Origin of the sequence: Leptospira ainlahdjerensis, assembly GCF_016919175.1 — a bacterium.
GTDB lineage: Bacteria > Spirochaetota > Leptospiria > Leptospirales > Leptospiraceae > Leptospira > Leptospira ainlahdjerensis.
The window spans coordinates 60,555-72,007 of record NZ_JAFFPU010000031.1 but is presented as its reverse complement, the minus strand read 5'-3'; the positions used below and the strand labels follow the sequence as shown (position 1 = coordinate 72,007).

Annotated in this window: 10 protein-coding genes; 5 read left to right on the top strand and 5 right to left on the bottom strand. The window is 44.4% G+C overall.

From position 1 onward, the window contains the following. Positions 1–1,739 (top strand): patatin-like phospholipase family protein (locus JWG45_RS08615; RefSeq protein WP_205279356.1); only part of this gene is annotated, 1,739 nt, incomplete at its 5' end. Here JWG45_RS08615 and JWG45_RS08610 read toward each other — a convergent pair. The 5 genes from JWG45_RS08610 to JWG45_RS08590 all read right to left on the bottom strand — a co-directional run bounded on the left by JWG45_RS08610 (position 1,722) and on the right by JWG45_RS08590 (position 7,646). Next, positions 1,722–2,360: a nucleoside phosphorylase-I family protein gene (locus tag JWG45_RS08610; protein WP_205279355.1), complete on the bottom strand. Its 639-nt coding sequence runs from the start codon at positions 2,358–2,360 to the stop codon at positions 1,722–1,724. The genes JWG45_RS08615 and JWG45_RS08610 overlap by 18 nt on opposite strands. Then, entirely contained in the window at positions 2,350–4,287 is a 1,938-nt protein-coding gene (locus JWG45_RS08605) for an AMP-binding protein (protein WP_205279354.1), read from the bottom strand. The genes JWG45_RS08610 and JWG45_RS08605 overlap by 11 nt, the downstream gene beginning before the upstream one ends. Positions 4,288–4,292: 5 nt before the next feature. Continuing rightward, the gene (gene argC, locus JWG45_RS08600) at positions 4,293–5,309 is read right to left on the bottom strand and encodes an N-acetyl-gamma-glutamyl-phosphate reductase (RefSeq protein ID WP_205279353.1); all 1,017 of its coding nucleotides are present in this window, start codon (positions 5,307–5,309) and stop codon (positions 4,293–4,295) included. Between the two features lie 191 nt (positions 5,310–5,500). Next, positions 5,501–6,601, bottom strand: a complete 1,101-nt coding sequence (gene recA / locus JWG45_RS08595) for a recombinase RecA (RefSeq protein WP_205279352.1) — start codon at positions 6,599–6,601, stop codon at positions 5,501–5,503. A 220-nt stretch (positions 6,602–6,821) separates the two neighbouring features. Continuing rightward, positions 6,822–7,646 carry a hypothetical protein gene (locus JWG45_RS08590; RefSeq protein ID WP_205279351.1) on the bottom strand — a complete coding sequence of 275 codons (825 nt, stop codon included), beginning with the start codon at positions 7,644–7,646 and terminating at the stop codon, positions 6,822–6,824. 193 nt (positions 7,647–7,839) lie between these two features. Between JWG45_RS08590 and JWG45_RS08585 the strand changes: the two genes are divergently transcribed. From JWG45_RS08585 to JWG45_RS08570, 4 genes are read left to right on the top strand one after another with little or no spacing between them, the layout of a single operon-like run. Next, positions 7,840–8,229, top strand: a complete 390-nt coding sequence (locus tag JWG45_RS08585) for an HIT family protein (protein WP_205279350.1) — start codon at positions 7,840–7,842, stop codon at positions 8,227–8,229. Positions 8,230–8,267: 38 nt separating this feature from the next. Next, complete coding sequence (locus tag JWG45_RS08580) at positions 8,268–8,645, top strand: LIC11742 family lipoprotein (RefSeq protein ID WP_118968172.1); 378 nt, start codon at positions 8,268–8,270, stop codon at positions 8,643–8,645. Positions 8,646–8,693: 48 nt separating this feature from the next. Continuing rightward, entirely contained in the window at positions 8,694–10,076 is a 1,383-nt protein-coding gene (locus tag JWG45_RS08575) for a TldD/PmbA family protein (protein ID WP_205279349.1), read from the top strand. Beyond that, positions 10,076–11,410: a TldD/PmbA family protein gene (locus JWG45_RS08570; RefSeq protein WP_205279348.1), complete on the top strand. Its 1,335-nt coding sequence runs from the start codon at positions 10,076–10,078 to the stop codon at positions 11,408–11,410. Before JWG45_RS08575 ends, JWG45_RS08570 begins: the two co-directional genes overlap by 1 nt. Positions 11,411–11,453 lie beyond the last annotated feature (43 nt).

Here is an 11,453-nt window from a genome sequence, read left to right as displayed (position 1 = left end):
TTCTTTCCGGCATTTCTCTATTCCAAAAATTATCCCCGGCCGTTCTCACTCGAATCTATCAAAATATAGAAGAGAGAAATGTTTATAATCACGACGTTATCTACTTTCGAGGAGATATCTCGGATAAACTTTTTATAGTTCGACACGGAGAGGTGATGCTCACTTTCGGTGAATCCGGAAAGGCAGTGAAGTATCTAGGAGAGGGAGAATTTTTCGCGGAGAATAGTCTGATGACGAGAACCCAACACGGTGGTTCCGCGATCGCGGTCATGGATTCTCTTTTGTATGTGTTAGACGGACATTTTTTTCTCAAACTCGCGGAGAAGGAACCGGTTCTTTCTGGCAACTTGATCCGATTGATGAGCAACCGTTTTCGGGAACATCTTGAACCGGAAGACAAACTCACTTCGGTTCCGAGAAGAATGATTTGTCACGTTCCGTTGGAAGAAGTCCAGGGTTATAAGGAAAAACTGGATGCGATCGTAAAGATCAGCGGTTATTCGCACGAAGGAAAGATGACTTTGGTTCCGATGGAATCCTTCGAGAAGATAAGTCTGCAGGAAGCGATTCGAAAATTATCTTTGTTAAGAAATCAGTATCCCGTCATACATCTTTATTTTCAGCGCGCAGGTTTAAAACCGGAGTTAGACAAACTTCTCCTTCAATCGGATCAGATCGTTTTTTGGGAAGACAATCCGGAACGAAACCAGAAGAAAAAAACCGAGATTCTAACCTATTTCCGTTCTCGGATTCGAAATTTTGCAGGCAGGACGATTCGTTATATCGATTCCTCCAATTCCATCCATCCCGAAGACAGCGTAAAACACCAGAAGATCTTTCATAAAGAGGAAACCTTCGGGAGATATTTGGTTTCCAGAACCAGGGGGCTTGCGTTAGGAGGCGGCGGAGCCAGGGCTTTAGCTCACGTCGGGCTTTTGAGAGTATTAGAAAGAGAGAATATAAAAATTGACTTTGTTTCCGGAGCTTCCTTTGGGGCGGTGATCGCCGCGCTCTATGCGAGGGGAGAAAATACGGATACGATTCATAAGATGATTTATAAATTTTTCGGAGGATTGGATAAACCGTTTGATCCGACGGTCCCGCTTGTTTCTTTTTTCAAGGGAAAAAAAATGAATCGAATGTTGAAAGACGCGTTCGGTTCCACTTTGATCGAGGATTTAAAAATTCCTTTTGTGACTTCGGCAGTGGACCTTCATAGCGGAGAAGAATACGTTATGGATCGCGGTCCGATCTGGGAAGCTTTGGCGGCTGCGATGAGTTTGCCGGGTATGTTTCCTCCTGTATTCCACGGAGATCACCTATTAGTGGATGGAGGTGTGATCAATAATGTTCCGGAAAATTTAATCCGACAAAAGGGAGCCGACATCATTCTTTCTGCAAACGTATCTCCGTTGCGGGACGAAGCGATTGTTCGACTTCTGGAAGATAGAAAGATAACTGGAAAATCGTTTTTCAAAAATCTTTGGGAGGATCTCAAATACCCGCCGATCCTGAAGATCATGGGACGCGCTATCACTCTCGAAGGCCGAGAAATCACGAGACTCAGAAAGGATAAGATGGATCTTTTTATCAATCTTCACATAGAAGAATATTCTTTCTTTGATTTTGGAAGATTTCGAGAAATCATACGAAGGGGAGAAGAAGAGACCGAAAAACATCTCGATGACATCCACGATCTTTTTTTTCCAGGAAAGAAGTTTTCAAAAAAGAAACGATAGAAGAAAATCCTGAAGGAGAACTGACTCTTTTCTGTAGTTTTGTTTCCATTCCTCGCTTCCGTTCGGTCCTACCGTATTGGTGAGGGCAAAGAAGGCGCAGAAGGGAATACGAAATTCTTCGCTCACCCTGGCGAGTCCGAAACATTCCATATTCTCAAAACCGAGATCGTGAGTTCGTAAGAATTCTAAACTTCTTCCGGAAACGGTTTCGATCGTGATCGATCCGGTTGCGTTTGTGTTGGAGGTTAAAATTTCCTCCACAGCTTGAAATTGAAACGGGTTCGGAAACTCGAAAGAATCAGGAACGATTTCTGGGACTCGAACCCTTTTTTCGATCTTTGCAAGTTCTTGATTTTGAAATCCGCAGGAATATCCGAAACGGCCTTTCCAAAAACTCGGATGTAACCACGGATAAACTCCCGCCGATCCTAAAAATACGATCTGAGAAGGAAGAGTCAGCCCCTTGTTTCGTTTTTGAAGTAGAAGTTTTTGAAGATTGAGACCCGCTTCTAGGTTTCCGATCCCACAAAGAAAGGTATTCCAACTTCCGGAGTCTTGAAACCGATCCAACTCGTCTGAAATCGCGGAACAGAGTAGAGTCGAGGTCGGATCAATCTTCATCGTTTGCGTAGAGTGAGTGAATTATGTTTTCGTAAAGTTCAAAGACGACGTTTCGTTTGAGTTTCATCGTTTCCGTCATTTCCTTCCCCTTTTCGAATTCTTTCGGAAGAATGTGAACGTGAGCGATCTTTTCAAAGGATTTGAATCCGGCACGACTGGATATCTTATCCTTTACGATACTTTTAAAAAAATGAACGATCTCTTTATGAGAATTCCAGTCGTTCGGATCTTTGGGAACGGATTTGCCTTGCGATCTAAATTCTTCGACGACTCGATCATAAAAAGGCACGATCAAAACTCCGAGATTCTTGCGATCCTGACCGACGACAATGACCTGGTTGATAAATTCGGATTCCGCGAGTTTGGCTTCGATCGGCGCAGGCTCTAAGTTTTCACCGCCTGAAAGTACGATCGTATCCTTGGCTCGCCCCGCAAATTTTAATTCTCCCGTATGAGTCCAAGTGAGGATATCTCCGGAATCCAACCAACCGTCTTGCAACGCTTTGGCGGACTTTTCAGGTTCTTTGTAATAACCGGAGGTGACGTGGGGGCCTTTGTGCCAAGCGACCCCTTTTTTTCCCGGTTCCGTAACGATCCTACCGTCTTCTCCCACAAGTTTGATTGCGGTTCCGGGTAACGGGGCTCCGATCGCGCCGTTTTTAGGAAGAGGAAATTCCCCGATCGCTCCGATCCCGGTCGTTTCGGTCATACCGTAGGTTTCGATGATCGGGATCCCGGCGCTACGAAAGAAAAATTGAATGTGAGAAGGCATAGCTCCGGCCCCACAAAGTGCGAAGCGCATTTGTCCTCCGAAAAGATCCCGGACCTTTTGAAGAATCTTATAAGAAACGGCTTTGAGAGGATACATCGATAAAAGAAGAATACTCGCGACAAATCGGTCCAAAACTTTTTGATTCGGATTTTCCACTTCGGTTGTCGTATAAGAATCCCGGATGGTGTCTTGCAGACTTGTCGTAATCGCCGCGATCCGTACGGCGAAATGAAATAGGTTTTGTCGGAAAGGGGGACTTTTGCGGACCGTATCATGGATTCTTTTGTAAAGACCTTCCCAAAGACGGGGAACCGAAACGAGCACCGTAGGTTTAACCTTTTGCATATCTGCGGGAATCGTGGGAACCGAAGAACAAGCCATCGAGGCGCCCCAAGAAATCAAGGTTGTTTCCAAAAGCCGTTCGGCGATATGCCAAGGAGGAAGGAAGACGATCGTTCTGTCTTGATAAGAACCGGGAACAAATTCTTGGAGTTGATGAATTCCCCAGGTAAAACTTCTGTGATTGAGCATCACGCCTTTGGGAGCGCCGGTCGTACCCGAAGTGTAGATGATGGTGGCGAGATCTTTTCCGACGAGGAGTTCACCTCTTTGCTGATAGGGTTTGTCTCCCTTTTTGAGTCGAATCTTTTCGCCGTCTAAAAGGGCTTCTTCTAAGAAGATAAATTTTACTCCGCCGAGTTGATTACGAGCACTTTCCAAATCCTTCCATTTGGATGGAGGATCGATGAGAAGAATGGTTTTTACATTTGCAAAACTTCCCTTATCTTCTAAGAGTTTTTTTAGAACCTTTTCATTTTCTAAAAATAGAATTTTCGCTTCGCTATGACCGAGAATGTATTTCAAATCATCGAGCGTAGCATCACAACCTCTTGGAACGTCCACACAACCGATCGTGACCAAAGAAAGGGAACAGAGAGACCATTCGTAACGATTGTCGCAGATCAGTCCTGCTGTGTTTCCTTTTTGTAGACCAAGTTCGATCAAAAAAGACGAAAGATTGAGTAGATTCTCATACCAGTCTTTGTAAGAGATGCCACGAAATTCCCCGGCTTCTTCCCGGATCCAATACATGGGACGCTCCGCGTAAACCGACGCGACGTCTCTGACTAAATGATAGAGGCTGGTTTTTTCCATGGAGGTTAGGGGAGAAGTCCTATGGTTTCTTTTGTCCCCGTCATCAAGTTGATGTTCTGAAGGGCTTGTCCTGCAGCCCCTTTGACGAGATTATCTAAGGCTGAAACGACGACTAACGTGTTTCCTCTTTTTCTCAAGGAGATATCTAAGAAATTCGTGTTTTGGACTTTCTTAAGTTCGATTTCTTCAGGTGATTTTAAGATTCGGATAAACGGTTCGTCTTTGGAAGAATCCAATAAAACTTGCGTCGGATCAACGGCCGGCTCGGTTTCGAATTCCAAAAAGATCGTGGAAAGGATTCCTCTAAAAACGGGCAGTAGGTGAGGAACAAATAAAACCTCCGGCTCTTTGAGACCGGAGTTTGCATAGATGTATTCTTGAATCTCGGGTTCGTGTTGGTGTGTGAGAATCTTATAAGCCCGAAAGTTTTCATAGACTCCCGTATAAGAAAAACCGGCGTCTTCGGTCCTTCCACCCGCACCGGAAACCCCGGATTTGGAATCGGCTATAATTCTGGGTTTTAAATTTTTTCTGAGTTCATTTAACAAAAAGACGGGAAGAATCACCGAAGTCGAAAAACAACCCGGATTGGAAACAAAATCTGCCCCTTTGAGTTTATCCCGGAAGATTTCAGGAATTCCAAAAACCGCCTTATCGACGTAGGAGAACTTTGTATGTTTTAGTTTATAAGATTTTTCTAATATTTCTTGATTGTGAAGTCTATAAACTCCGGAAAGATCGATTACTTTATGACCTGCGTCTAAAAATTTCGGCGCGGACTCGATTGAAACCTCGTTGGGTACGGCTAAAACGACTAAGGATTTTTTCGGAACTACGTCTTCGTGTTTGTGAAAGGTCAGATTTTTTGGAAACGGAATTTCAGGAAAAACTTCGGAAAGAGTTTTTCCCGCGAGTTTGTCGCTCGTGATATGAACGACTTCGTGTGTGGATTGGTGTGAAAGAAGAGAAAGAAGTTCCTTACCGGTAAAACCACCCGCTCCTAAAATGCTAATTTCTGCCATAATTCCCTTGTCTTGTTTCGTCTATCTTCGCGCCGAAGAAAGCAATCCTCTACAAAAACGGATTCATTGGTCTGAACGTTTTTGGATTCACTAAGGGAAAGAATTTAAGGGGAGGACTCTGTTGTAACTAAAAAAAACGCCGGATGATTTCTCATCCGGCGGTCAAGGGTTCCTAAAAAGAAAGCCAGTGTTTAACTCGCAGCCTCTTCCAATTTTTCCTCTTTCTCCTTGCGCGGTTTTTTGTCCTGCGCCAGGAGCGGAAGGCTGTTCAGATCGCGAACCATATTCTCGATCGTGAATGCGGTTTCAGGATTGGATCTCAGATACTCTTTTGCTGCATCTTTTCCCTGCCCGATTTTTTCCGTGTTATAGGAATACCAGGCTCCTGCCTTATTGATAATATCATGTTTCACACCGAGGTCAACCAGAGAACCCTCTCTGCTGATTCCCGCGTTGAAAATTATGTCAAATTCCGCCTGCTTAAAAGGCGGTGCACACTTATTTTTGACAACTTTGACACGAACTCTGTTTCCGATCGATTCTTCTTTTTCTTTGATCGTTTCGATTTTGCGGATATCCAATCGAACCGAACAATAGAATTTGAGCGCGTTTCCGCCCGTTGTAGTCTCCGGTGACCCGAACATGACTCCGATTTTCATCCGAATCTGATTGATGAAAATCACCACTGTTTTTGATTTTGAAATGGTTCCTGTGAGTTTTCGGAGGGCTTGGGACATCAGACGGGCTTGTAAACCCATGTGAGAATCTCCCATATCTCCTTCGATCTCCGCTTTTGGAACAAGAGCCGCCACTGAGTCGATCACGATCAAATCAATCGCGTTACTTCGAACGAGGGATTCGCAGATTTCCAAGGCCTCTTCCCCGTTGTCCGGTTGGGAAACCAGAAGTTCGTCGATGTTGACGCCTAACTTCTTCGCATAAGAAGGATCCAGAGCGTGCTCCGCATCGATGAAGGCCGCCACGCCTCCTCGTTTTTGCGCTTCGGCAATTGCAGAAAGTGTCAGAGTGGTTTTCCCGGAGGATTCCGGACCGTAGATTTCTACGATTCTTCCGATCGGATAACCTCCGATTCCAAGAGCGATGTCCAGATCCAGAGATCCGGTAGGAATCACCTGCACCGTTTGTCTCGCGGCGTCCGATCCTAATTTCATGATCGCACCTTTTCCAAATTGTTTTTCAATCTGGCTCATAGCCTGTTCGATGGCTAACTTCTTAGAATCGTCTACGCTCTGTGGCTCTTCTTTCGTCTTCTTCATAATACCTTCTCCCATGTTTTTCTGCCTCCGCTTTTTACGGTTCCAGGCAGTGGCTCTGCAGTGCAGAAGCGGTTCACTTTTTTGAGTATAAATCTTATACCGGACAAAAAAAATCATCCGGGTTAAAAAATGCCGGTTCTGATTAGATTTTTCGAAAACTTGGGTTTATGTCACCCGGTTTTCTCAGTGCAAATCTAAAATATATGTAAGTATTTGTATAGCAAATTTTTGAAGGCTACTTCGAAAGAATCGATTTTTTTTCCTGATCCAAAGTTTTTTGGGCCTGCATAGCTTTTCGCAGCGTTTCTCGATTTCGAACCAAAAAGTTTCTAAAAAAGAAAACCGTAGTCACAAGAGCACCCAAAACGAGGAATCCTCCCAATCCAAAACGGGTCCAAAAAGAAATCGAAGTCTGACTGGGAAAGAAAAAGAATGTTCCATCCAAAAGACGAAAACGATCACAACCTTGACAGCGAGAACTTTTGGACTGAAAGTAAGAATTCAATTCTCCGATGGATTGAGACTCCGCAATTTTCCATTCGTTTGTTTCTTGAGAATAGAGAAGGGTTTCGTCTTCCGAAAAATAATAGAATGCGGAGCTGAGCCCCACTTTTGGAAATTCCACGGAAGGAATTCCAGCTTGTCTTCCGAGATAAAAATCCACATAATACGTACCGACTGGAAAGGTTTGAATCTGAGAAAAGTTGGGAAATTCGGTTCCAAAAGTAACCAGATGGAAGAGTTCCGTTTTTTGATTTCGAATTCTGAGTCCCCCCAGATTTGGAATTTTTTTCAATTCCTCAAGCAGAACGGCTTTGGAAGGAAAATTCTTACTTTCGAGTTTTGGAATTAGAATTTTTTTTAAGTAGAGTTCGAGTCTGGATTCTTCCGCTTTTTTCCAAACGGGAATCGATTCCATCAACCAAAACTTTTCGACCGTTGTAGGATCCCCTAAAAATAGTCTGAGAGATTCCATTCTTTGCGAAAAGCTCGGAGTTTCCGCGTAGGATGTCTGACTCCAGAAGAGAAGCAGGATAGAAAGAATATAAAAACGTTTCATGGAGAATCCTTTTTTGACGATCGGAGTTTGGATCCAATTTCGAGGATGTTCATCCTTTCCGGGTTTTCCTATCTGGAAAGAAGAATTCCTGAGAGGAGAATCATTTTTTCAAATTCTCCAAGAGATATTTTTCTCCTATACAAGACGGGATTCCTTGGGATACTCATGGAATTCGAATTTAGGTTTTTGAATTATGATTGATTGTTCGATTTGCCAAGTCTATCAGTCCGGCGAAAAACCGGAAATCCTCGCACGATTCGGAACATTCTCCGTTCGTCATTCCGAAAAAGAAAAGGGACTCCAGGGATATCTCTATCTCGAACCCGCCTCTCACTGGACTTCTTATCAAGAATGGAATGGTGAAGCTTTTGCCGATTTCGGAAAGGCCCTCGAGTTCGCGACAAAATGGATCTATCAAAATCATTCTCCCGTTAAAATTTATACGGTCACGGTTTCGGAAATAGTGCCTCACATGCACTTTCATCTGATTCCACGTTATACGGACGATCTGAAAGGTGTGGACTATATTCGTTTGGCCTTGCAGGGAAAACTCCCTGGAACGGAATCTATGCAGAATCTTTAATGTATTTTGAGTTTGAGTTAAAATTTGGAGGAAAGGATATGAGAATTTTGAAACTAAAAAACATTCTACTTTTGGGAATGATTTCATTCTTACTGAGCGGTTGTATTTACCGTGACATTCGAGTTCCGGGACTGGGAACTAACTACACACAATATCTGATCAATTCCGAGGATTTTCAGATCCTCGGAACCGTGGAAACCGAAGGAGTTTATACTTCTTGGTTGATGCTCTGGGTCACGGGAGAAACGGGTTATAAAGAATTGTTGGACAAGTCCAAGGCGATGGGTGGAGATGAAATCATCAACTATCGTTTTGAAGTGCAGGAAACCAGCATCCTTCTCGTCGTCTGGAATCGAATCAAATGGAAGGCGACCGCACACGCCATCAAATACAGAGAAAAAATCAAGAAGCCATAAGTAGAATTTGAAAAGACTCCGGAACAATCCGGAGTCTAACAGGATAGAATGCAGACAAACAAAGCCCACCTGATCCTGGAAGCAGGCCTTTCCAGAAAAGCAGATTTCGTCGAAATATTTGAAGAAGAAACCAGATCCTCCTCGGTAAGTTTGAGAGATCGTAAGATAGAACAGAGTTTCGCGGGGATCGACTACGGAATCGGAATCCGTTTGATCTATGGAACCGACGTCCTCTACGCACATACGAACAACGAAGATCCGGAACATCTCATTTCTCTCATAGACCTTCTCGCCGATTCCAGAGGAGCCGCAAAAGGAAAAGGACAAGCCCTTGTGTTTCGAGGAGATCTTAAAACCCCATCTTTTCCAGCGCAGATCACCGATCCTAGAAAAATTTCACCGGATCAAAAATTAGAAATTCTTTATAGAGCGGATCAAACCGCAAGAGCTACGTCTTTGCATATCGTTCAGGTCAGCGCTTCCGCATCCGATTCCGTTTCCAAGATCGGAATCTACAACTCGGAAGGTTTGGCCTTAGAAGACCTAAGGGTGAGAAGCAGATTTAGCATCAACGTCGCGGCCGAGAAAGAAGGAGAACGTTTTGTGGCATCGGAAAATCCGGGAGCCAGAAAGGGTTTTGAGTTTTTTGCAAGTCTTCCCATCGAGCAACTTTCCAAAACGGCCGCGGAAAGGGCTTTGATGATGTTATCCGCCGGTTATATCGAAGGAAAAAAAATGCCGGTCGTGATGGGCAACGGATTCGGAGGAGTGATCTTTCACGAAGCCTGCGGACATCCTCTGGAAACGGAAGCCATTCGTAAAAAGTCTTCTCCCTTTGTGGACAAGTTGGGACAACCCATCGCCCAAGCATGTCTGACAGCGATCGACGACGGAACCATTCCCGATTCTTGGGGAAGTATTTCCGTGGACGACGAAGGAATGGCTCCTCAGAAGACAGTTCTCATCGAGAATGGAATTCTTAAAAATTATCTTTCCGATCGAATCGGAGCCGAGGAAGTCGGAGTCGCAAGAACCGGAAGCGGACGTAGAGAAAGTTATATGTATGCTCCGGTTTCGAGAATGAGAAATACATACATCGCCGCAGGAAAGGATTCCTTCGAGGATATGCTCACGGGAGTAGAATACGGACTCTTTGCCAAAAAGATGGGCGGAGGTTCGGTAAATCCTTCCACCGGAGAATTTAATTTTTCGGTCGAAGAAGGATACGTTATCCGAAACGGCAAGATCGCGGAACCGGTGAGAGGGGCGACTCTGATCGGAAAAGGCGACGAAATTCTTCCTAAGATCAGTATGGTAGGAAACGATTTGGAACTCGCGGCAGGGATGTGCGGAGCCGCTTCCGGTTCAGTTCCCGTAACGGTCGGTCAACCGACTCTCAAAGTGGATGAAATTCTCGTGGGAGGACGTTGATGGACTTGGATCAATCCGTTGAATACGTGTTAGGCGTTTGTAAACAAAAAGGTCTCGATCAGTACGATCTCGTCGGTTCGGAATCCAAGGACGTTGGAATCGAACTTTTTAAAAAGAGAGTGAGTAACACAGAACTTTCCAATTCGAGAGGAATTGGAATTCGTCTGATCCAAGACGGAAAACCAGGTTATTCCTACAGCGAAAAACTTTCCGAAGAAGCCTTGTCTCAGATGGTCGAAGACGCAATCGCCCAGGCAAAGATATCGGATCCTTTGGACATCGATCTTCCCGGACAAACCGAACTTCCGAAAATTCCGATTCGTTCTTACGAAGAATCTTTGGAATCCCTGGGTTTTGAGTGGTTAAAATCCACCGGAGAAAAACTGGACGAACTCGCATGGTCGGCCGATGAAAGGATCGAGAACGTTCCGTATTCTTACGCGGGAAAAACCTGGAACCGATTTATATTAGCAAATTCGAAAGGACTTTTTCACAGCGAAAAATCGAATCTGATCTCCGCGGGAGTTGCGTTAGTCGCAACCGACGGTAAATCCAAAAAGATGGGCGGTTATACGAAGTCCGGATTGGACATAGATAAAATCCAACCCGAAAAGATCGTATCCACTGCGACCGAACGTTCCCTTTCTCTTTTGGGAGCGGAGCCGGTCAAGAGTGGAAATTATCCGATCGTTCTTTCCAATCGGGTCAGTCCTCAGATTTTTGGAATGTTTTCTTCTCCGTTTTCTGCGGACAACGTTCAGAAAGGTCTTTCCCGTCTGGAGGGAAAAATCGGTGCTCCGGTCGCCTCTCCGATTTGGAACGTATTCTGTGATCCGCATATCGTGGATTATCCCGGTTCGAGACTTTTAGACGCAGAAGGAGTTTTGACACGCAAAAAAGCGATTATCGAAAACGGAATTCTTCAGACATATCTTTATAACTTAGAATCCGCAAAAAAAGCCGGAGTGAGTTCCACAGGCAACGCGGTTCGCTCTTACGGCGGACGCGTGGGAACTTCATTTACCAATTACGTTGTCCCGAAAGGGAAAGAATCCCTTGAAGACTTACTTTCCCGTTATCCGGAATGTATCTACGTTTTGAAATTGGAAGGCGGTTCGGGTTGTAGCGCGGTATCGGGAGAAATTTCGATCGGGGTGCAAGGATTCTATTACAAAAATGGAATGCCCGTTCATCCTGTGGATCGTATAACAATGAACCTGAATTTTTTTGATCTTCTTTTTGCTATCGAAGGAATTTCAAATGAGTACAATGATTCTTATTCTTCCATAAAAATTCCCGATATTTTAATTCGGGAAGCGAGCATCGCGGGTTAGTTCGAGTTTTCGCTTGCACATCCTTTCACGTCGAGGTTTTCTT

Coding starts and splice junctions, on each gene's coding strand:
- JWG45_RS08610 (WP_205279355.1), bottom strand. CDS start 2,360: ATGAAGATTGATCCGACCTCGACTCTACTCTGTTCCGCGATTTCAGAC.
- JWG45_RS08605 (WP_205279354.1), bottom strand. CDS start 4,287: ATGGAAAAAACCAGCCTCTATCATTTAGTCAGAGACGTCGCGTCGGTT.
- argC (WP_205279353.1), bottom strand. CDS start 5,309: ATGGCAGAAATTAGCATTTTAGGAGCGGGTGGTTTTACCGGTAAGGAA.
- recA (WP_205279352.1), bottom strand. CDS start 6,601: ATGGGAGAAGGTATTATGAAGAAGACGAAAGAAGAGCCACAGAGCGTA.
- JWG45_RS08590 (WP_205279351.1), bottom strand. CDS start 7,646: ATGAAACGTTTTTATATTCTTTCTATCCTGCTTCTCTTCTGGAGTCAG.
- JWG45_RS08585 (WP_205279350.1), top strand. CDS start 7,840: ATGATTGATTGTTCGATTTGCCAAGTCTATCAGTCCGGCGAAAAACCG.
- JWG45_RS08580 (WP_118968172.1), top strand. CDS start 8,268: ATGAGAATTTTGAAACTAAAAAACATTCTACTTTTGGGAATGATTTCA.
- JWG45_RS08575 (WP_205279349.1), top strand. CDS start 8,694: ATGCAGACAAACAAAGCCCACCTGATCCTGGAAGCAGGCCTTTCCAGA.
- JWG45_RS08570 (WP_205279348.1), top strand. CDS start 10,076: ATGGACTTGGATCAATCCGTTGAATACGTGTTAGGCGTTTGTAAACAA.